We start from the raw sequence: 23,419 nt of genomic DNA, 5'->3' as shown, positions 1-23,419 counted from the left end.
TTAGTTAATTAATAAACGTTTTGAAACAGAAGTAGAATCAGTTTTGAAATTTACGATGTATAGACCTTGGGTTATATTTGAAATATTAAATTCATAATTCTTTTTAAATCCACCTTTAAAAGTTGAAATTAGTTTTCCTGTAGTATCATAAATTGATACGGTTTCAACTGGTTTATTAATTTTAAACGTATTTGCAGCAGGATTTGGATATAATGTGAAATCATTCACGTCTAATATATCACTAGTGTTTAAAGTTGAAGCTGCATTTCCATATATCTTAAAGGTACCTGCACTTAAGTTTATAGGATTAGATGTATCTGTAACATTAATGGAAGTGCCACCTGTTTCATCCATTAAATCGTACCAAGTGCCTGTATTTGGAAAATTTGGTATTACATTTTGCGCTGTTACATCAAAATTTGCTAAAATAACAACATTCTTTAAACTCGATGTTGGGAGTGCGTTATCAAAAACATAAATTTTGGGAGTTAATGTTCCAGATTCAATAGTGTAATCGCCTTCAAAAACAGCTTCCTGTGTTTTTAACTGAATTAATCTGGACCAGTCATCATACACTTGCTTTCTATTAGAATTACCAAGCCAATTTTCAGCCCATTGAGGCTGTGGTTTTGTACTTAATTTACAGTCCCCGTCATTATTCCCATCATAATCAGAGTTAACAGTAACCCCATCTGAACATAGCCAAATAGAATCATCCATCCCTAAATCTGCAAAATGCCATACCATTTTGGGTCCAGGAATAGTTAATGTTACAGCACCTAATGTAGACATTCTTGCCAATGCTGTATTAAGGTCTTTAATGTCATACCCTGTGCCAGAGTTACCGAAAGTAGTCATTTCATACATAATTCTGTCCTTATCATGGCTTTCAGGATATCCTAGTGTACGCTTTTCAGTAAATCCGTGAGCGGTATGCCCCATTCTATCAAAAGAACTTGCATAACCGTTTGCGAGTGACTTATAATCATTCCACATTTCACTCCACATCATTATACCTTTCGAAATGCCATCTGCTTCACCAGAAATTCTATAATCTGCCCACATTTGCTCTTCTGCATCAGAACCTAGATGCTCAAAAATCACATAATGAGTTGGGTCTAAATTCCATGAGTAATCTGCATATTCCTTTAAAACAGCAACTCTATCAGCTTGTAAATTATTAGTACATGTTTGGTCGTTCTCAGTACAATTTTGCGTAAACCCTTTGGTTAAATCCCATCTAAATCCATCAATTTTAAATTCTTCAATCCAATGTTTAACAACACTTTTTACATATTCTTTAGTTCTACCACTTTGATGATTAAAGTCACTCCCAACATTATAACTATGTCTAGGAACAGTATTTAAGTATGGATTGTCGGTATTTGGAGCACCATAACCGTCTCCATCAGGATCATTACACCACATTCTTACCATTGGGTTTCTACCGAATGCATGGTTTAATGCAATATCTAAAATTACTGCAATTCCGTTTTGGTGGCATACGTCAACAAGTTCTTTCAACTTCTCTGCTGTTCCGTAGTATTTGTCAAGCGCTCTATGGAAAGCGGTGTTATATCCCCAACTTTCATTACCTTCAAATTCCATAACGGGCATTAATTCAATAGCGTTAATGTTCAAGTTTTTGAAATATGAAATTCTGTCGATAATGTCTTGAAAATTTCGATCAGCATCAAAATCTCGGAGTAAAACTTCGTAAACGATCAAATCCTCTTTTTTCGGCTTATTAAAGTTAGTAACCTGCCAATTATATTCTGGTTGATTGGTTTGTAATACGCTAACTTCAAATTGATTACCAGTATTAGGATAAGCAGGTAAGTTAGGATATGTTGATGTTGGAATCCAAGGGTCGTCATAATAACTTAATACTAAAGTTGAATACGGGTCTGCCGTTTCAACTAAAGCTTGCGAGTTTGTTGTAGGTGTTTTATCTACTACCCAATATTGATAGGTTTCAATTTGTCCAGGTGTTAAACCTGTTAAAGTAAGCCAATATCTTCCATTTCTAGAATAATCACGCTTCATAGCGTAATTTGAATCTGGTTGCCAATTATTGAAACTTCCAGCTACATAAACAAAATCTTTACCATTAGCATATAATAATAATGTTGCTTTTGTTGGATCACTTGGGTCATAATTTATACCATCTACGTAATCACCCGTAAGAGTTTCAACAGTTGTACCTGGATCTATTAATACAGAAAAGCTCTTTGTGATAGTAGTTCCTCCTAAAGTAACTTCTAAATCATATTTCTGATTACTAGTAATATTGGTGTGATTATAATTGTATGAAGAAACATTTGACTGCGTATTTATTGTGCTTCCGTTAGCTTTTAAGACGTAATTAGCATTTCCACCAATATTAGATGCAGATATACTTAAACTGCCTCCGGATGCCAGAATAGTTGTAGAATTTACAGTTGGTGAACTCAAGCTTACTTGAAACGTTCCTACATCAAATATAAAATTTGTACAATCAGTATCTTTAAATTCTTGACTACCGTTTTCGTTTCTAAAAACCATCCCCATTTTAGTAACATTAGCTTCTTCTGCAGGTGTTAAACCAAAGTAAGTGTTTGTAGTGAATGTAATGCTCCATGTACCGTTACCATTATTAGTCATTTCGCCAACACCATCGTCTTGCCCCCAATTTCCAACAACTTTTATTCCATATTCATCATTATCATCACCCACACCTAAATGTGCATAAACTTTATTCGGATTACTGAATCCATTACAATTTGTAGATGAACTATTAGCATCGATAGTGATAGTTATAGACTCATCTATTTCAAAAGGATTTGGGGTCACTGTGACCTGACCAACCAAGAAATTAAAAGAGAATAAGGTTATTAATATTAGGTAAAGTTTGTTCATACTATTTAAAGTTGAAAAAGGGCTGAGTATTTAATTCAGCCCTTTAAGTTAAGTTTAAAAAATTTACTGCAGAGGATTTAATTTATAAGTTCCTTCTGTTGTATTTAATATTACTCTATACATACCCGCTGTAGCCACAATATCATCACCTCCTTCATCAATTGTACCATCGGCGCCTGTATCACCATAGTTTACTGCCCAATCATTATTCATTCTGAATTTAAAAGCTCCGTCTACTAAAGTAATAATATCTCCAACATATAAGCCAGCGCTAATTTCAGTTAAACTAAAATCTGGACCATCTGCACCCCAATTATTGTAGGCACTACCTACAACACCAGGCACATCTGTTGTAACAGCCGTATATGTATTAGCATTTAAATCAATTGTAATTAGATAATGACCTGCTGTAACGACAATATCGTCTCCACCTTCGTCTAAAGTTCCATCTGCTCCAGTATCTCCAAAATTTGTAGCCCAATCATTATTAAATCTAACTTTCATAGCACCATCTAATAATCTTACACCAACTTTAAAAGTATCAGTTGTATAATCATAGTAAAATTTCGCATCGGGACCATCAGCTCCCCAGTTATTGTAAGCACTACCTACAACACCCCAAGAATATGGTTCCATAGTATAAGTGTTTGCTCCTAAATCTAAAGTGATTTTATATGTTCCAGCCGTTACTACAATATCTGCACCACCTGACTCTAAAGTACCATCAGCACCATCATCACCTAGATTATTGTCCCAAGCATTATTTTCTCTGAACTTGATAGCACCATCTACCAGTGTTACGTAAGCTACATATACATCTGCGGTTCCTGTTGAATAGAAGTTTCCATCTTCAAATGCTCCCCAGTTATTATATCCAGAACCAACAACTCCCCAAGATGAAATTGTAATTCCACTACCACCGCCATTATCAACTATTTCAGGTAGAACAACAGTTAAAGCTTGAACAGCGGATAAGGTTTCTATCGCGCTATTTCCAGAGTAAGCTCTGAGTCTAAAATACAAACTACCAGTGTTTGGCTCTTCAGTATTAGGATCATTATCTAAACCTGCAGCTGATGCCATTGATAATAGTTTGCCCACTGTTACTGCTATATCATTACTTGATGTACTACCAATAACCTCCGTATCTGTAAAGTCTCCTAAGACTGAACCTTGTAACTCATAAGTAACTGCAGTTTCAACATCAAAACTTTGAGATTCCCAAGTAAAACGTTCTCCTATGTTAGCAGAAGTTGTTGATGTTAATATATATTCAGACAAAAAGTTGTTAGTAAAAGTAAACTCGCCTGGAGCTTGTGCAGTAAATACTAATTCATCTTTTTCACAAGAATTGAAGCTAGCCATAGCTACAATCATTACTAATAAAATTTTAATTTTTTTCATTTTATATTTTTTTTAATTAATAACCAGGGTTTTGTATAAGGTTTGGATTTGCACTCAAATCTGACGTTGGTAATGGAAATAAATCTCTAAATGACTCCGTTGTTGTACCTCCAGGGACATTGCCTTTCCAAGGCCAAACAGAACTAGAAGTAAACTTTCCAAAACGAACTAAATCAGTTCGTCTATGACATTCCCAATATAATTCACGAGCTCTTTCATCAAGAATAAAATCTTCTGTTAAATCGGATGCTTGAATATTCCCAGACGAGTCTCCGTAAGCACGAGCTCTTAGTAAATTAATGTATCCAACAGCTGTACCAGCATCTCCTCCTCCACCTTTCACATTAGCTTCAGCATAAATTAAGTAAGCTTCAGCTAACCTGAACATTGGAAAATCGGTATCTGGAAACTCTCCCGATGGGTCTGAACCTGGGGTACCAGATCTGTCTAGGTTTTTATACTTAGCAATGGCAAAACCATCTGTAAATCTAGAAACATTCTCAATTTCTAAAGTTTGACCTGCTGTATAAAATAACTCTCTTCCATCAGCTGAGTTTTCCATACCTGGAAATTTTTCAACAAATGCACTGGTTGTTCTTACTCCGGCCCATCCTCCGCTAACTCCAAAATCGGCAGGAGACATACTTCCTCCAACAGGAGCATGAACTAAAAATGTCATTCCTCCGTAGGCTTGCGTATTTAAGCCATCAAAAGCTATCGGGAAAATGATTTCATTTGATAAGTGATTATCCGCCAAAAACAAATATTCATAATTTGGCTCTAAACTATACACGCCCGAACTTATCACTTTCTCTGCTTGAATTCTAGCATCACTATATCTTGCAGTTCCTGTATAAACCTCAGCATTTAAATACAATTTTGATAACAACATCCAAGCAGCTGCCTTATCAGCACGAGCATATTCGTTTTGTCCTGGAGCCATTAAATCTGCATCAATATCGATTAATTCTGATTCAATATAGCTGAACAAATCTTGACCATTTGTTTGATTTGGCAAAAACGCTCCTATGGGATCTTCTTCTGTTGTAAACGGAACATTACGATAAAAATCTAATGCATGATAATAGCTTAAAGCTCTCATAAACCTTGCTTCAGCTCTGTAAGTTTGAATCTCTGCCTTTAAGTTAGCATCAACACCTCTTGAGTCTAAAACGCCATCAGATGTTTGTCGCAAAAATTCGTTGGCCAATGCAATTTGATATAAAATTCTATCATACATGGTTCGAATAAATTCATTTCCTGGAGTCCAGTTTTGGTAATGAAGATCTTTAATAGTGCCGTCATTCCATCCTATTAGAGCCTCATCAGTTGTTAATTCTTGAAGTTTCCAATACAATCGAAGGTAGTTAGAAAACCCTTCGTCCAATCCTGCGAGGTCAGGATTTCCTGCAGGCCCTTGTTGACCACTAATTGCTATACCTGCATAAATTTTAGCTAAAAAAGATTTATAAGCTTCTGGGTTATCAAAAACCGAAGCAGATGTTTCTTGATTTATTGGTTTTAAATCGTCTATTTCACCTGTACATGAAACCATGATTGTAACACCAAAAAACAAAAACAATACTTTCTTTAAATTGTTTAACATATTATTTTCTTTTATAGTTGATTTTATTTTTTTAAAAAGCAAAATTTAATCCTAAAGAATAGGTTCTTGGTTTAGGATAAATATTATTGTCTATACCTCCCGAAATTTCTGGGTCTAAACCAGAATAATTCGTAACAGTGAATACATTCTGAGCTATTAGAGTAGCGCGGAATGTTACCTTCTCAAATGGAACTGTGTAGCCTAAAGATACGTTATCTAATTTCATAAAAGAAGCATTTTCAACGTATAGGTCTGAAAATTGTTGATTATTTTCAAAACCAGTATTTAATACGTCTACGCTACCATTTCCGTAATAATCACCAATTTGGTTTAAAATTGCTTGTCCGTAACCGTTAGCAGATCTAAAGTTATTATACATATAATTACCTAAACTACCTCTGAGTGTAAAGTTAAAATCGAAATTCTTATAGTTCATACTAGACGTAAAACCAAAGAAAGCATCTGGTGTTCCAGATTGGAACCTGTACTTGTCGCTATCGTTAATGACATTATCACCGTTTAAATCTACATATACTCCCTCAAGCGGATTTCCATTGGTGTCGACAACTTGTTTATAAACATAAAAACTACCTGGTTCTGCATTTAAAGCATTAATTTGTATGGTGTTTCCAACTCCTCCAGAAATTCCTCCTAAAGGTTGTCCAGGGAAATTAGGATCATCTGTTAATGTAAGTTTCGTAATTTCTACATCACTCAAAGTAAAGTTAGCACTTACATCCCATGTAAAATCTTTTGATTTAAATGGTGTAGCATTTAAACCAATTTCAATACCTCTACTCACCGTTTCACCAACATTTTGGTCTAAAAAGTTTTCTAAGTTACTACCACCTGGAACTTGAGAGTATTGTAACAAGTCTTTATTCTTTCTATAATAAAAGTCTAAAGTACCCGATATTTTATTATCAAAAAGCCCATAATCAATACCTGCATTGTACATGGTAGCTTCTTCCCATTTGATGTCTTCATTATAACCTTCTGGTCTGATAGTTGGTATAAAGTTTTGTCCAAACTGGTATTGAGATCTAATATCGCCTCTAGAATAAACACCTAAATATGGGAAAGATCCACCAATATCTTGCTGACCAGTAACACCCCAACTTAATCGTAATTTTAAGTTTGAAATTACTTTAGAATCCTTTAAGAAATCCTCATCAGAAGCTAACCAAGAAAAAGCTGCGGATGGGAAATCAGCATTTCTGTTTTCTTTTGAAAAACGAGATGAAATATCACGTCTGTAAGTTGCTGTGAAAATGTATTTCTTATCTAAAGTGAAATTTGCTCTAGCAAAGTAGGACTCTAAAATTAATTGAAAAGGTATAGGAGCTAAAGGCACCTCAAAAGCTCCTGTTGCAGTGTTTCTGTTTCTACTATCTCCAATATTATAAAATCTCTGGTAAGTATGACCTGCAGTCATATCAATCCCCGATAAAAGTGACCCTTCAAAATCTTCTTTATAATTAAGGTAGAAATCTAATAGTCTGTTTTTATTTATTCCATTATAAGTTCCTAAGCTTGGGAATTGTCCAGAATTTAGATTATTAAACCCAGCCCTACCATCCGAAAAATATCTACCATCATATTCTTCATAATCAAAACCAGCATTCACATTTAATCTTAATTCAGGTAAAAAATGGAATTTATAATCTAACTGAATGTTGGAAATATTTCTTTTAGCTCTTTGTCTATTATCATTTAATTCTAATAATGACACTGGATTTCTTGGAGCAAGATTTGCTACCCCATCGGCATCTTCAAATTCAAAATAGCCCCCATAATTTCCTTCTACGGGTTGTGTTGGGTCGAAGAATAAAGCACTACCAATAGCACCTTCATTTGCAAAACGGTTATCTACCAAACTTCCCTTTGACGTAACATTTACCTTTAAATGATCTTCTAAAAATCTATGCTCAAAATTAATGTTAATAGCATTTCTTCTATACTGCGAGGTCATTAAAAGACCATTCTGATTCGATAAGTTGTAATTAGTTCTTAACGATCCGTTTTTAAAACCTTTGGTTAAAGTTAAATTATGAATAGCTCCTTCAGCGGTTTCATAAATTTCATCTTGCCAATCTGTATTAGCATTTCCTAAAAAACTAGGATCCTCACCGTTATCAATAACATATTGTCTTAATTGTGACGCACTTAAAACATCAATTTTATCGATAATTTTCCCAAACGATGCTTGTATATCGTACTCTACTTTTAAAGGTGCCTTTGTTTTACCTTTTTTAGTAGTTATAATTACAACACCAGCTGTTGCTCTTGAACCATAAATAGCTGTAGCGGAAGCATCTTTTAATACTGTATAGCTTTCAATTTCGTTAGGGTTGATAGCATTTAAGCTACCGCCACTTAATGGAATACCATCAACAACGATTAATGGGCTATTGTTGGCACTTAATGAGCCCCCATTTCTAATTCTGATTTCTGCACCAGCACCTGGAGAACCTGACGAAGTGGTAATTCTAACCCCTGCAGATTTACCAGCTAAAAGGTTTTCTGGAGACACTATGGCTCCTCTATTAAATTCTTCAGAATCAATCCGGTCTAACGAGCCAGTGGCATCTTTAATTGTAGTTGCACCATACCCGATAATCACAACTTCATCAAGTTGTGATGTATCTTCAATTAACTGAACATTCAAAGTTGCTTGACCCACATAAGTAATTTCTTGAGCTTGGTAGCCAATATATGTGAATACAATAACATCTCCATTTTGAACATCTATTTGATAGTTTCCATCAAAATCAGTTGAAGTTCCTGTTGTTGTTCCTTTTATAACAACATTAACACCAGGAAGCGGAATAGAGGTCGACTGTTCTATTACCTTACCTTTCAGCGTATTTTGCCCAAATATAAAAACAGGAAAAATAAGCATGAAAAACAGTAAACTTTTAGTGTTTCTTTTCATACAAATTAGTTTAATTTAAGTGTTTAATTAGTTTGTTATATTTTCACTTCTCAATCCAAATCTATATAAAGCATTTGTAAAAAAATCATTTAGGATTACGAAATTATTTGCGAAAACGTTTTCGTGTTGAAAACTTTTCTGCAATTCGTATGAAATACTGACAAAAACATATGTTTGTTTTAAATAATTGTTAATTTTAACCCTTATTATAGTGCCCTTTTTTAATTAGTTAGGTTTTATGAAGAAGAAAATAACATTGAAGCAGATTGCCAGAGAATTAGATGTGTCTATTTCAACAGTTTCAAAAGCTTTAAGCGGAAGTAAGGAAATAAGTGAAGATACTACGCAGAAAATTCAGGCTTTTGCTAAGTTATATAACTATAAACCAAATAATATTGCCCTTAGTTTAAAAAATAGAAAAACGAAAACTATAGGAATTTTAATTCCAGAAATCGTTCACCATTTTTTCTCAACGGTTATACGAGGCATAGAAAAAGTTGCCAATAGAAGAGGTTACAATGTTATTGTTGGACTCTCCAATGAATCGTTTACAAAAGAAATTATTAATATGGAATTACTCGCAAATGGTAGTATTGATGGTTTTATATTATCTATTTCAAAAGAAACTTTACTAAAACAAGATTACCATCATTTCAATGCTACTATTAGTCAAGGAATACCTATAGTAATGTTTGATAGAGTTGTGAATGAAGTTGCTTGTGACAAAGTAATAGTTGATGATTTTAATGGAGCGTTAAAAGCTGTAAATAAACTTATTGAAAATGGTTGTAAAAATATAGCACTTTTAACAACAATGGATTATGTAAGCGTTGGTAGATTAAGAACTCAGGGGTATTTAAAAGCATTAGAAAACCATAAAATATTTGCCAATTCTGATTTGATTTTAAAGATTGATGATAGTCTTAATGTTGAGAATCACATAGAAATTTTAGAAACAGAAATTCATAATTTCCTTAAAATCAATCCTACTATAGATGGAATTTTTGCAGTAAACGAACTTTATGCAGTAACCGCGATGAAAGTTGCACGAAAACTAGGATATAAAATTCCCGATGATATTCAAGTTATAGGTTTTACGGATGGTGTTTTATCTAAACATGCTACACCTAGTCTAACGACTGTGAGTCAACATGGTGAAAAAATAGGCGAACAATCAGCTAATTTGCTGATAGACAGACTTGAAGCTAATGACATTGAAAACGACAAATATTTTATTGAAGATGACTCAAAAGCTGATTATATTAAAATGGTAATTGAAACTGAAATTATAGAAAGAGAATCCACTAAATAAAATATTTTTTAGGAAACGTTAAAATCTTTTATATATTTGCCAACACATCAAAACTTATATTTTCACTTCTCACATAAGTTTTGATAAGTATATCGCTTATCAAATAGTATTAATAAAAACATACTATTAAATGGAAAAGCGCTTTTTATTTATAGGAATTTTGAAGATTTTTTCAACCTTTCCGATAACACCTTTCCTTTTTAATACCATCATACAATTTAAGCATGGTCGTTTTTATTGTTATAATGTATTTTGCTTAAACAGTAACATTAATGAATAAAATAGGAGTTATTTTCGATTTAGACGGAGTCATTGTAGACACCGCAAAATACCACTTTTTAGCTTGGAAAAATCTTGCAGACGAGTTAGGGTTTGAGTTTACCGAAGCTCATAATGAACTATTAAAAGGGGTAAGCAGAGTTAGATCTTTAGAAATTTTATTAGATATTGGAAACATAAACTTGCCAGAAAGTAAAAAGCAAGAATATCTAGTAAGTAAAAATGAAGACTATCTTAACTATATAACTAAAATGGGACCTGAAGAAATACTACCTGGAGCTGAAAAGTTATTGGATAATTTGGATAAATTAGGTATTAAATATGTTTTAGGATCAGCCAGTAAAAACTCACCATTAATATTAAAGCAAGTTAATTTACTGGACAGATTTGAAGGCATTGTTGATGGTAATAGTGTCAATAAGGCAAAGCCTGACCCTGAAGTTTTTTTAATTGGAGCAAAAAAACTTAATCTTAAACCTGAAAAATGTATTGTTTTTGAAGATGCCATTGCAGGTATTGAAGCTGCTAACAGAGCAAATATGACATCGATTGGGATTGGAAATAAAGAAACGCTTAATGCAGCTAATTATAATTTTAATAACTTAACAGAAATACCAGAAAATTTCTTCGAAAAATTTCTTTCTAAAAATAACATAAAGTAACATGAATCAAGATTACATAAAACCAGATAATTGGTCGATTATTGAAGAGGGCTTTGATGCAAAACGCGTAAAATCCTCAGAAAGTTTGTTTAGTATTGGCAACGGTGCTATGGGACAACGTGCTAATTTTGAAGAACAATACTCTGGTGCTACATTCCAAGGGAGCTATATTGCAGGTGTTTATTATCCTGATAAAACCCGTGTAGGTTGGTGGAAAAATGGATATCCTGAATATTTCGCAAAAGTATTGAATGCTCCAAATTGGATAGGTATTAATGTTATTGTTAACGGAGAATCATTAGATTTATTTACTTGTAAAAAAGTAGAGAATTTCAAAAGAGAGTTAAACATGAAAGAAGGGTGGCTTTCCAGACAATTTGTAGCAACGCTTCAAAACGGTATAACCATCAATGTAAACACTAAGCGATTTTTAAGTTTAGATTTAGATGAAGTTGGGGCTATTCAATATCAAATCACACCCATAAATAGTGACGCCGAAATTGTATTTAAGCCTTATTTAGATTCAGGAATTACTAACGAAGATACTAATTGGGATGATAAATTTTGGGACACACTAAATGTTAGTCATGAAAATAATCAAGCATTTATAGAAGCTAAAACCATGAAAACAGATTTCTACACCTGTACTTTCATGGAATCACAGGTTTTTATAAATGATAAATCTATATTAATCGAACCAAATATAAAAGCTGATTCTAATTTAGCCACTTTCAGCTATTCCTATCAAGTTAAAAAAGGCGACATATATACTATCCATAAATTTGGAGGATATACAGTAGATAGAAACCACAACAAATCACAGTTAATTTCTGCAGCCAAAAACGTTTTAAAAATGGCAACTAAGAAGGGGTTTGTAGAATTGTTAAACAATCAGAAAAAGGCTTGGTCAGATATTTGGAATATGTCCGATATCACAATTGAAGGTGATGTAAAAGCTCAGCAAGGTATCAGGTTTAACATTTTTCAATTAAACCAAACCTATTTAGGAAAAGACTCAAGGTTAAATATTGGCCCTAAAGGATTTACTGGAGAAAAATATGGAGGAAGTACGTATTGGGATACAGAGGCTTATTGTATTCCTTTTTATATGGCTACAAAAGATCAACAGGTAGCAAGAAATCTTTTAGAATATCGATATAATCATCTTCAAAAAGCAATTGAAAATGCTGAAAAGTTAGGGTTTAAAAATGGTGCCGCATTGTATCCAATGGTAACTATGAATGGTGAAGAGTGCCATAACGAATGGGAAATTACCTTTGAAGAAATACACAGAAATGGTGCTATTGCGTTCGCTATTTATAACTATTACAGGTTTACAGGAGATTACGGCTATATCCCAGAAAAGGGATTAGAAGTACTTATAGGAATTGCTCGTTTTTGGCAACAACGTGCTACATTTTCAACTAACAAAAACCAATATGTTATTTTAGGTGTTACTGGACCAAATGAGTATGAAAACAATGTAAATAATAACTGGTATACAAACTATATAGCTAAATGGTGTATTAATTATGCCATAGAAAATATTAAAAAGGTTGAAGCGGAATATACTTCAAATTATACGCGCATCATGAATAAAGCTAAACTTTCTAATTCTGAAATAAAAGAATGGAAAGCGGTAGCAGATAATATGTATTTCCCATACTCAGAAAAACATAAAGTTTTCCTTCAACAAGATGGATTTTTAGACAAAGAATTAATAACGGTTTCTGATTTAGACAAATCGCAACGTCCTATAAATCAAAAATGGAGCTGGGATAGAATTTTACGTTCACCATATATAAAACAGGCTGATACTTTACAAGGGTTTTACTTTTTTGAAGATCAGTTTTCAAATGAAGAATTAGAGCGTCATTTTGATTTTTACGAACCTTTTACAGTGCACGAAAGTTCATTGTCTCCCTGTGTGCATAGTATTCAAGCTGCTAAATTAGGCAGAATGGAACAAGCATACACCTTTTATTTACGCACCTCTCGATTGGACTTAGATGACTATAATAAGGAGGTTGAAGAAGGACTTCATATTACATCTATGGCGGGAACCTGGATGAGCATTGTTGAAGGTTTTGGTGGTATGCGCATAAGAAACAACACTTTAGAATTTGAACCTAAAATACCTAAACAATGGGATGCTTATTCATTTAAAGTAAATTTTAGAAATCAAATTATAAAAGTAAATATTACAAAAGATAAAACTCATTTCGAGCTAGAAGGCACAAAATCGTTGGAAATTTCTGTGAATAGTAAATTAGTAACGATTACACCTAATAATTTAGTAACTATTTAGAAGCACTAATTTTTAAAATTTTATCATGAAAAACATCTTTTTGCTCATTTTAAGTACAATGATTCTTAATTTATCGTGTAAAAAACAAGTTATTTTAGCTAACGGTGAAACTAATTCTGTTGCGGTTGAAACATTTGATATTGAAAGGATTGAGCCAAAAAATTGGTGGATTGGTTTTAAAAATTCTCATTTACAACTTTTAGTAAAACATCCTAATATTTCGGAAGCAACTCCTAGTATATCATATAAAGGAGTTTCCATTGAAAAAGTTCACAAAGCTGATAGTCCAAATTATTTGTTTTTAGATTTAAATATTGATAAAAATGTACTTCCGGGAAAATTCAATATCACTTTCAAACAAGAAAATAAAAACGACTTAGTTCATACTTTTGAGCTTAAATCTAGAGAGAAATCGGGTGAAGATTTTGTAGGATTTAATAGTAGTGATGCTATCTACTTAATAACACCAGACCGTTTTGCTAATGGTGACACATTAAACGATATAAATACCAATCTATTAGAAAAAACAATTGACAGAGAAAATGATTATGGCAGACATGGTGGTGATATTAAAGGTATTACAAATCGCTTAGATTACATCAGCGATATGGGTTTTACTGCTATATGGCCTTGTCCTTTATTAACTAACGATATGCAAGAATCATCTTATCATGGTTATGCCATGACAGATTTTTATCAAGTAGACCCTCGGTTTGGTACTTTAGATGAGTATATAGAACTATCGAAAAAGGGACAAGAGAAAGGTATTAAACTTATTATGGACCAGGTGGCCAATCATTGTGGTATCAAGCATTGGTGGATGAAGGATCTTCCATTTAAAGATTGGATAAATTATCAGAAGAATTATGAAGATAATATTGACAATTGGAATTGGGAGAAAACTAAATTTTCAAATCACAAAAGAACAGTAAATCAAGATACTTACGCATCTGAAATCGATAAAAAAGGGATGACAGATGGTTGGTTTGTAGAATCAATGCCCGATCTCAACCAGCGCAATCGATTTATGGCCAAATACCTCATCCAAAATAGCATTTGGTGGATTGAAACGTTGAATCTTGGAGGTATCAGGCAAGATACCTACCCGTATCCTGATAAAAATTTTATGGCAAATTGGGCGGGAGCTATAATGACAGAATACCCAAATTTTAATATTGTTGGTGAAGAATGGAGTACAAATCCCCTACTTATTGCCTACTGGCAAGACGAGCATAAAAACAAAGATGGGTATGACTCAAATTTAAGATCAACTATGGATTTTGCAATGCAGACTAATATAGTTCAAGCATTAAATGAAGATGAATCTTGGGATAAAGGCCTTGTAAAAATGTATGAAGGTTTAGCAAACGATTTTGCATACACAAAACCAGAGGACATTTTGATATTTCCAGACAACCACGATATGAGTCGAGTTTTCACCCAATTAAAGGGGGATATTGCAAACACAAAAATGGCTTTGAGTACTATTTTGACGCTGCCTCGTACACCGCAAATATATTATGGTACAGAAATTTTAATGAATGATTTTGAAAAACCAGGAGATCACGGACTAATTCGTACAGATTTTCCTGGTGGTTGGAAAGGTGATATTGTAAATGCGTTTACCGGTGACGGTCTGACTGGCGAACAAAAAGACATGCAATCGTTCTTAAAAAAAGTATTGAACTATAGAAAAGATAGCAAAGCAATTCATGAGGGTAAAACAATTCATTTCGCGCCATTTATAGGCACTTACTTTCTGTTTAGAGTGTTGGATAATGAAATCGTGGTTTTAATCCTTAATAAAAACGAAAACCCAATTACCATTGATTTGAAACGTTATTCTGAAATCGGATTAGACGACAAAACCTTAAAAAACATCATTACTGATGAGGATTTTATTTGGGGAGACAATATTGAGTTAAAAGAAAAAGGCGTAATATTTTTATCGACCAAAAAATGAAACAATTTTGTTACTTATTAATTGTTTTACTCGTCCAAATAGGATTTGCTCAAACAACTATTATAGTTGAAGAAATTCCTAAAGAAACCGCAAAAAATTCAGCTATTTTCATTTCTGGAGATTTTGAAGGTTGGTCTGGAGGCCAAAAAAAATACGAGCTTGAACATAAAGATGGTTTTTATTCAATAACGATTCCTAAGCTTTCAGATCAAATTCAATTTAAATTTACTCAAGGCTCTTGGGAATCGGTAGAATGTGATAAAAATGGTTTGAGCATCGAAAATCGCACATACACTTTTAACAGACCAAATGATACCATCAAAATAAAAATTGCAGGTTGGAACAACTTATTTAGTATAGAAAAACTTTCAACAGCCGCTAAAAATGTATCTATTTTATCCAAGGATTTTGAAATACCTCAACTCAATAGAGAGCGTCGTATTTGGTTATATCTACCTCCTAATTATGAAACTGAAAATCAATCTTTTCCAGTGATATATATGCATGATGGTCAAAATATTTTTGATAACAGTACATCTTATTCTGGTGAGTGGTCTGTTGATGAAACATTAAATAAACTGTATCAAGAAAAGGGCTTAAGCTACATCGTTGTTGGTATTGACAACGGAAAAGATAAAAGACTAGACGAGTATTCACCTTGGAAAAATGAAAAATATGGCGGTGGAGAAGGTGATGCGTATTTGGAGTTTATTATAAAAACATTAAAACCTTATATAGATTCAAACTATAAAACTTTAACCGATAAAAATAATACAGCAATAATGGGTAGCTCCATGGGAGGTTTAATTTCATTTTATGCAGGTTTGAAATATTCTGATGTTTTTGGTAAAGTTGGTGTGTTTTCACCTGCATTTTGGTTTGCGCCTGATATTAATGCGTTTACCAATACCCATGGCGCTGTTAAAAACACAAAAATGTACTTTTTAGCGGGAGGAAAAGAAGGCGAAAACGTATCTTTTCAAGAAATAAACAAAACGGTCAAAGATATGAATAGTATAATTACCGCTTTAAAAAATCAAAATTTTCCTGTGAACAATATCTATTCAAAAATTGTACCCGATGGCAAGCACAATGAAGCACTTTGGAAAAATAATTTTGAAGAAGCCATTATTTGGTTATTTTCTGAAAATTAAATAACATCCTATGAAAAATAAGTTAAACATTTTAATAGTAGTTATAATCTTATTCAGCTGTAATAAAAATAAAGAATTAGTACAAAAAAAATTAATTGTGGAAAAACCTAAAAAAGAAGTCATTTATCAAGTGTTTACCCGATTGTTTGGAAACACAAATACAACCAATAAACCATGGGGAACTATTGAAGAAAATGGTGTTGGGAAATTTTCAGATTTCACAGATAAAGCTTTAAAAGAAATAAAAGATTTAGGAGTTACCTACATTTGGTACACAGGTGTTCCTCATCATTGCGTTATTAGAGATTATACTCAATACGGAATTTCTAATGATGATCCTGACGTGGTTAAAGGTCGTGCTGGGTCGCCTTATGCAGTAAAAGATTATTACAATGTAAATCCTGACCTAGCTGACAACCCAGAAAAAAGACTAGAAGAGTTTAAAGCACTTATACAACGTTCACACCAAGCGGGTTTAAAAGTAATTATTGATATTGTTCCAAATCATGTGGCACGAAATTATAAAAGTATTTCAAATCCAGAAGGCATTGAAAGTTTTGGTGATTCAGATAACAACACTTTGGTTTATGATGTAAATAACAACTTTTATTATATTCCTGGTGAGCATTTTAAAGTTCCTGAGCCTTTAAATGATTATAAGCCGTTAGGTGGCGAAAAACATAGATTGTCAGACAATAAATTTGAAGAATTTCCCGCTAAATGGACTGGAAATGGTTCAAGCTCATCACAACCACATTTTTATGATTGGTACGAAACGGTAAAAGTAAATTATGGTGTAGATCCTTATGGAAATAAGTCTTTTGCTGAATTGCCTCAAGAATTTGAAAATGAGGACTACACAAAGCACTATCAATTTTGGCAAGGCAAAACAGTTCCTGATTCTTGGATAAAGTTTAAGGATATTGCACTATACTGGTTGAATTTTGGAGTGGATGGTTTTAGATATGATATGGCAGAAATGGTTCCAGTTGAGTTTTGGAGTTATATGAATTCTCATATTAAAATGAAAACTCCGAACGCCTTTTTATTAGCCGAAGTATACAATCCAGACCTTTACCGAGATTATATTAAAAAAGGAAAAATGGATTACCTTTATGATAAGGTACAACTTTATGATACCATAAAACACGTGATGCAAGGGCATGGTAAAACGGACCATATTCCTCCTATTCAAGAATATTTAAAAGATATTGAACATCATATGTTGCACTTTTTAGAAAACCACGATGAGCAACGCATAGCAAGTCCTGAATTTGCTGGAAGTGCTGAAAAAGGTAAACCCGCCATGGTGGTTTCTGCAACTATTAGTACATCACCAACCATGATTTATTTTGGTCAAGAAGTTGGGGAACTAGGTAAAGAAGATGCTGGATTTGGAAAACCTTCCAGAACATCTATTTTTGATTATATAGGAGTACCCGCTCATCAACGTTGGATGAATATTAAAGCGTTTGATGGTGGGCAATCTACAAACGAAGAAAAGGAACTTCGTGATTTTTATAAACGATTACTAAATTTTACAATCAAAAGTTCTGCGCTTACTGAAAATTATCAAGACATACATTTATATAACAGACAGCATACCAAAAATTATAATGATAAATTACTATCTTTCGTGAGATGGAGTGATGATGAAAAACTAGTTATTATTTCTAATTTTGACGCTGAAAACGGTTATAACTTCCATTTAAAATTACCAAATGAAATCGTTTCAAAATGGGAATTACATGACGGTAGTTATAATACTTTAGATGCTTTATACCATCAATTTTCATCAAATTTAATTGTGGAAAATGGTGTTGGAAGTGTTCATATAAAGATAAATCCTTTAGAGTCATTCATTTTAAAACTAAACTAATAATGAAAAAAATTGTAGCCTTTTTAATCGTGATTATTTCTTTATCAAATTGTAAAGAAAAGTCTGCTCAAATCAAAGAAACAATTCAGGAAACACCATTTGTTTGGGAAGGTGCAAATGTTTATTTTCTTTTAACAGATAGGTTTAATAACGGAAATACAAGTAACGATGTGAATTTTAATCGTACTGAAGAAACTGGAAAACTTCGTGGTTTTGAAGGAGGCGACATTAAGGGTATTACCCAAAAAATTGAAGAAGGTTACTTTACAAATTTGGGAATTAGTGCTATTTGGATGACTCCGATTGTAGAGCAAATTCATGGAGGAACCGATGAAGGCACAGGTTTTAGCTATGGCTTTCATGGATATTGGACCAGTGATTGGACTGCTATAGACCCTAATTTCGGAACGACTGAAGATCTAAAAGAATTAGTTGAAGTAGCACACAGAAATGGAATTCGCATTTTATTAGATGCCGTTATTAATCATACAGGACCTGTAACTGAGAAAGACCCCGTATGGCCTGATGAATGGGTTCGAACCGAACCACCGTGTGATTTCAAGTCTTATAAGGGTACTACCATGTGTACTTTGGTTGAAAATTTACCAGACATCAAAACTGAAAGTAATGATGCTGTTGAGCTTCCTCCTCAACTTATTGAAAAATGGAAAGCAGAAGGGCGCTACAACCAAGAAGTAGCTGAATTAGATGATTTTTTTGAGCGCACAGGACACCCGCGAGCACCACGATTTTATATCATGAAATGGTTAACAGATTACATTACCGAATTTGGTATTGATGGATATCGAGTGGATACGGTAAAACATACCGAAGAATTTGTATGGCAAGAATTTAAAAAAGAATGTGAATATGCCTTTACAGAATTCAAGAAAAACAATCCAGAAAAAGTTTTAGATGATAACCCTTTTTATTTAGTAGGTGAAGTATATAATTACAATATCAGTTCTGGTAAATTATTTGACATAGGCGATAAAAAAGTAAATTACTTTGATGATGCTTTTCATAGCCTTATTAATTTTGAATTAAAATGGAATATTAAGCAAAAATCAACAGAAGATGTTTTTAAAGAATATTCGAACATATTAAGTTCAGATTTAAAAGGGCATGGAACTTTGAATTATTTAAGTTCTCATGATGATGGTCAACCATTTGACGCCGCAAGAGAAAAACCTTTTGAAACTGCAACAAAGTTATTATTATGCCCAGGTACATCACAGGTTTATTATGGTGATGAATCTGCACGTTCATTAATAATTGAGGGTACTGTTGGTGATGCTACATTGCGCTCTAAAATGAATTGGGATGATATTCAAAATGATTCTAAAACAAAAGAGATTTTAGCACATTGGCAAAAACTAGGCAAATTTAGAGCAAATCATCCAGCAATTGGAGCAGGGATTCATCAAATGATTTCGCAAAATCCATACGTGTTTTCAAGAAGCTATACTAAAGCTAATTTTAGTGATTTAGTAGTAGTTGGGTTAGATTTACCTAAGGGCGAAAAAACTATTGATGTTTCAAAACTTTTAAAGGACGGTGACCAAGTACATGACTTCTACTCTGGCTATCGCACGGAAGTTAAAAATGGAAAAGCAACAATTAATTCTGATTATAATATAGTTTTATTAGAAAAAGCTTAAACTTATTTCAAGTAAAATTTACATATGAATTTCGAGTAATTCGGCATTTTTTGCTTTAATTTTTAGTTTATTTATTGTAGCGGGTATAAGCAATGTTTCACCCGCACTAAGTGAGTAAGTTTCATTTAAACTTTCAATCTCTAAAGATTCGCTAACGCACATATAAATTACGAAGGAGTCAAGTTTAGAATAGTCTTTTTCTAATTCACCGGAAACTCTTATAAAATTTGTTTTAAAATATGGCGAATGTACTAGTCTATTACTTTTGTTAATCTCTTTACTATATGATGTTTTAAAATTGTCATGATATTTAAAATCAATAGCATCAATGGCTAAGTCATTATGTAACTCTCGTTGTTTCCCGGTTGCAGCATCTATTCTGTTGTAATCATAAATGCGATAAGTAACATCAGAGGTCTGCTGGATTTCGGCTAATAAAATACCGCCTCCAATAGCATGTACACGCCCCGTAGGGATATAAAAGGTATCGCCTTTTGAAACCTTTTCGTGATGTAAAACATCAAGGATTGTATCATGTTCCAAATGCTCCTGATAACTTTGTTTATCAATTTCACTATCAAAACCAACAATTAGTTCTGAACCCTCATCAGCTTGCATAATATACCACATTTCATTTTTTCCAAATGAATTATGTCTGGTTTTTGCTAGCTCGTTACTTGGATGAACCTGAATAGATAATGGTGTTTTAGCATCAATAAACTTTATTAATAATGGGAAATCTTCTCCAAAGCTTTTATATACCTTTTCTCCAACAAATTCGCCCTTGTAAGTTTGAATTAGTTGCTTAAGCGTTAGTCCTTTTAAAATGCCACTCAAAACTTTAGTTTCATCGCCCTTAACGTCTGATACCTCCCATGATTCACCAATGCTTGCTGCGTCATAGTTTTTATGAAGCTTTGTTTTTAATTTATTCCCACCCCAAAGACGGTATTTAAATAATGGTTGGAACTTTAATGGGTATAATTTTAATGCCATTTTTTGATGATCCAGTTCAAATAAATTTCACCTAATATAAAAAATACTTTCAGGAGTTAAAATTTAAACTCTTTTTACTTAAAGTTTATATCATTATTCAAATAAAAAAGGTTTCAATTAACTGAAACCTTTTTTATTGTAGTGACCACGGCAGGATTCAAACCTGCAACCTCTTGAGCCGTAATCAAGTGCGCTATTCAGTTGCGCCACGTGGCCTTTTAAAGTGGGTGCAAATATACTATTTTTATTAAAACTCCACCAAAAATTTATTTCAAATTTGTAATTCGTTACTTTTGGATTTAAACTAATTTTATTTTGAAAAAATATTAATACTTTTTTTAAAATTTATCTTTTTATATTGAAATTGAACAAGTTATTTTTTTATAAATATAATATGCTCCAATAAATGGACTCTACACATATATTAGGATATATTGGAGCACTTATTGTTGGCTTAGTTTTAGGACTTATTGGTGGTGGTGGCTCGATACTTACAGTGCCTCTATTAGTATATCTTTTGGGGTATAATCCCGTAGTTGCTACGGCATATTCACTTTTTGTTGTAGGGACATCTTCAATGGTTGGCACATTCCAAAAATATAAAGAGGGGTTAGTTGAGATTAAAACGGGGTTAGCATTTTCATTCCCTTCTTTTATTGCTGTTTACTTATCAAGAAGATATTTAGTACCAGCTATTCCTAATACTATTTTGAATTTAGGTAACTATCAACTTACCAAAGAGATGTTCATCATGATAATTTTTGCAATTATTATGTTATTGGCTTCGGTTTCAATGATTAAAAAGAAGAAGGAAGAAGGTTTAATTTTGAAAAGTCAACCTTATTTTAAAACTTTTTTTCAAGGTATTATAATTGGTGTAATTACTGGTATTATTGGTGCGGGCGGCGGTTTTCTTTACGTGCCAGCCTTAGTTATTTGGGCAAATATCCCTATGAAAAAAGCAGTAGGCACGTCATTAATTATAATTACTATTAACTCGCTTATAGGCTTTCTGGGTGATGTTCAAAATTTTGAAATTGATTGGGCTTTCTTGCTTGTGTTTACCCTAATTTCTGTAGTAGGAATTATTATTGGTGTATATCTGTCAAAATTTATTAGTGGTAATAAACTCAAAAAAAGCTTTGGTTTTTTTATACTAATAATGGCTGTTTATATTATCTATAAAGAACTAAAAGCGAATAAAACTTAAACAATTTCAGCACTTAAACCTGCTTCCAAAAGCATGGAGCAACGAGGTTTTAAATCGTCATATAAACCAGTTTTAACTGTACATTTTCCTTTGTAATGTACAAGAAGTGCACATTGTTCTGCTTGTTCAGAAGTGTGATCACAAGCATAAATGAGCGTTTCAATAACATGATCGAAGGTATTAACATCGTCATTGTGTAAAACAATTTCGTTCTGGGTTACAACACCTTCTTCAAGTAATAATTCTTCTGATACTTTTTCTTTTGTGCTCATAATTGAAGTAATCTTTTGGGGATTAACGTTGTACTAATTTAAAAATTTTAATGAAACCCAATTGTTTCTTTCTAATTTTTCTTCAAATTTTAACAAATGTTTTTCACATTCTTCTTGAATTAATGTAATGTCATCATCATAAAATCCACTTAAAAATAACATACCGTTTTTATTAAGACATGATACATAGGTTTTCATATCTTGTAACAAGATATTACGGTTAATATTAGCTATTATAATGTCATACTTTTTATTCTTTAATACAGATGAATCACCTTCAATAACTGTAATATGCTGACAATTATTTCGCTCAACATTTTCTAAACTATTTAAGTAGCACCAATTGTCATAATCTACAGCATCTATTGGTTTTGCGCCTTTCATTTCTGCAAGAATTGCTAAAACTCCCGTTCCGCAACCCATATCGAGAACAGATTTATTATTAAAATCATTTTTTAGAATATGCTGAATCATCATGTGTGTAGTTTCGTGATGCCCCGTACCAAAACTCATTTTTGGTTCGATTATAATATCATATTTAGTATTAAGCTTTTCATGAAAGGGCGCACGAACAGAACAAACATTATCAACAACAATAGGGTTGAAATTTTTTTCCCATTCTTCATTCCAGTTAGTCTGTGCTATCTCTTCAAAAGTAAAACCAATTTCAAATTCATCGGAATTTAATATCTGAATATCATCCAGAATATTCTCATACCAGTCTTCTTTTTGAATGTATGCTGTAACACCTTCTTCAGTTTCAACAAAACTTTCAAAACCTGCATAACCAAGTTCTGCAATTAGAATTTCTACTGCGGGTTGTATAGGTTTTACTTTAAAATAATACCCAATATAAATCGTATCTGACATAATGAATTTT

The 23,419-nt window shown here is 32.8% G+C and carries 15 protein-coding genes and 1 tRNA gene; 8 read left to right on the top strand and 8 right to left on the bottom strand.

The window, feature by feature from the left end; genetic code table 11:
* The 4 genes from L3X39_RS12555 to L3X39_RS12540 form a co-directional block, all read right to left on the bottom strand.
* Positions 1-2,898, bottom strand: coding sequence for an alpha-amylase family glycosyl hydrolase (locus tag L3X39_RS12555; protein WP_237232197.1), 2,898 nt, complete (start codon positions 2,896-2,898; stop codon positions 1-3).
* A gap of 63 nt (positions 2,899-2,961) precedes the next feature.
* On the bottom strand, positions 2,962-4,302 hold the full coding sequence (locus L3X39_RS12550; protein WP_237232195.1) for a SusE domain-containing protein: 1,341 nt from the start codon (positions 4,300-4,302) through the stop codon (positions 2,962-2,964).
* Between the two features lie 16 nt (positions 4,303-4,318).
* Positions 4,319-5,908 (bottom strand): RagB/SusD family nutrient uptake outer membrane protein, encoded by a 1,590-nt coding sequence (locus L3X39_RS12545; protein WP_237232193.1) that lies wholly within the window; start codon positions 5,906-5,908, stop codon positions 4,319-4,321.
* A 31-nt stretch (positions 5,909-5,939) separates the two neighbouring features.
* Entirely contained in the window at positions 5,940-8,843 is a 2,904-nt protein-coding gene (locus L3X39_RS12540; protein WP_237232191.1) for a SusC/RagA family TonB-linked outer membrane protein, read from the bottom strand.
* A gap of 238 nt (positions 8,844-9,081) precedes the next feature.
* On the opposite strand from L3X39_RS12540, the gene L3X39_RS12535 reads away from it, so the two are divergent.
* The 7 genes from L3X39_RS12535 (at position 9,082) to L3X39_RS12505 (ending at position 20,061) form a co-directional block, all read left to right on the top strand.
* Entirely contained in the window at positions 9,082-10,155 is a 1,074-nt protein-coding gene (locus L3X39_RS12535; RefSeq protein WP_237232188.1) for a LacI family DNA-binding transcriptional regulator, read from the top strand.
* Positions 10,156-10,427: 272 nt separating this feature from the next.
* Positions 10,428-11,096: a beta-phosphoglucomutase gene (gene pgmB, locus L3X39_RS12530; protein ID WP_237232187.1), complete on the top strand. Its 669-nt coding sequence runs from the start codon at positions 10,428-10,430 to the stop codon at positions 11,094-11,096.
* Between the two features lies 1 nt (position 11,097).
* Positions 11,098-13,404: a glycoside hydrolase family 65 protein gene (locus L3X39_RS12525; protein ID WP_237232186.1), complete on the top strand. Its 2,307-nt coding sequence runs from the start codon at positions 11,098-11,100 to the stop codon at positions 13,402-13,404.
* A 25-nt stretch (positions 13,405-13,429) separates the two neighbouring features.
* On the top strand, positions 13,430-15,367 hold the full coding sequence (locus tag L3X39_RS12520; protein ID WP_237232185.1) for a glycoside hydrolase family 13 protein: 1,938 nt from the start codon (positions 13,430-13,432) through the stop codon (positions 15,365-15,367).
* Complete coding sequence (locus L3X39_RS12515; protein WP_237232184.1) at positions 15,364-16,521, top strand: alpha/beta hydrolase; 1,158 nt, start codon at positions 15,364-15,366, stop codon at positions 16,519-16,521. The genes L3X39_RS12520 and L3X39_RS12515 overlap by 4 nt, the downstream gene beginning before the upstream one ends.
* A gap of 10 nt (positions 16,522-16,531) precedes the next feature.
* Positions 16,532-18,400 (top strand): alpha-amylase family glycosyl hydrolase, encoded by a 1,869-nt coding sequence (locus L3X39_RS12510; protein ID WP_237232183.1) that lies wholly within the window; start codon positions 16,532-16,534, stop codon positions 18,398-18,400.
* A gap of 2 nt (positions 18,401-18,402) precedes the next feature.
* The gene (locus tag L3X39_RS12505) at positions 18,403-20,061 is read left to right on the top strand and encodes an alpha-amylase family glycosyl hydrolase (RefSeq protein WP_237232182.1); all 1,659 of its coding nucleotides are present in this window, start codon (positions 18,403-18,405) and stop codon (positions 20,059-20,061) included.
* Positions 20,062-20,079: 18 nt separating this feature from the next.
* Here the strand turns inward: L3X39_RS12505 and L3X39_RS12500 are convergent, their stop codons facing one another.
* A complete protein-coding gene (locus L3X39_RS12500) occupies positions 20,080-21,057 on the bottom strand; it encodes a type I phosphomannose isomerase catalytic subunit (protein ID WP_237232180.1) in 978 nt (325 codons plus the stop codon).
* A 142-nt stretch (positions 21,058-21,199) separates the two neighbouring features.
* Positions 21,200-21,273, bottom strand: a tRNA-Arg gene (locus L3X39_RS12495).
* Between the two features lie 190 nt (positions 21,274-21,463).
* Between L3X39_RS12495 and L3X39_RS12490 the strand changes: the two genes are divergently transcribed.
* Positions 21,464-22,267 (top strand): sulfite exporter TauE/SafE family protein, encoded by an 804-nt coding sequence (locus tag L3X39_RS12490; RefSeq protein WP_237232179.1) that lies wholly within the window; start codon positions 21,464-21,466, stop codon positions 22,265-22,267.
* Here the strand turns inward: L3X39_RS12490 and L3X39_RS12485 are convergent.
* Positions 22,264-22,539, bottom strand: a complete 276-nt coding sequence (locus L3X39_RS12485; RefSeq protein WP_237232177.1) for an ATP-dependent Clp protease adaptor ClpS — start codon at positions 22,537-22,539, stop codon at positions 22,264-22,266. The genes L3X39_RS12490 and L3X39_RS12485 overlap by 4 nt on opposite strands.
* Positions 22,540-22,572: 33 nt before the next feature.
* Complete coding sequence (gene prmA / locus L3X39_RS12480) at positions 22,573-23,409, bottom strand: 50S ribosomal protein L11 methyltransferase (RefSeq protein ID WP_237232174.1); 837 nt, start codon at positions 23,407-23,409, stop codon at positions 22,573-22,575.
* Positions 23,410-23,419 lie beyond the last annotated feature (10 nt).

The sequence above is a fragment of the Flaviramulus multivorans genome (assembly GCF_021728415.1).
GTDB lineage: Bacteria > Bacteroidota > Bacteroidia > Flavobacteriales > Flavobacteriaceae > Sabulilitoribacter > Sabulilitoribacter multivorans.
This window is presented reverse-complemented; position numbering and strand designations above follow the sequence as displayed.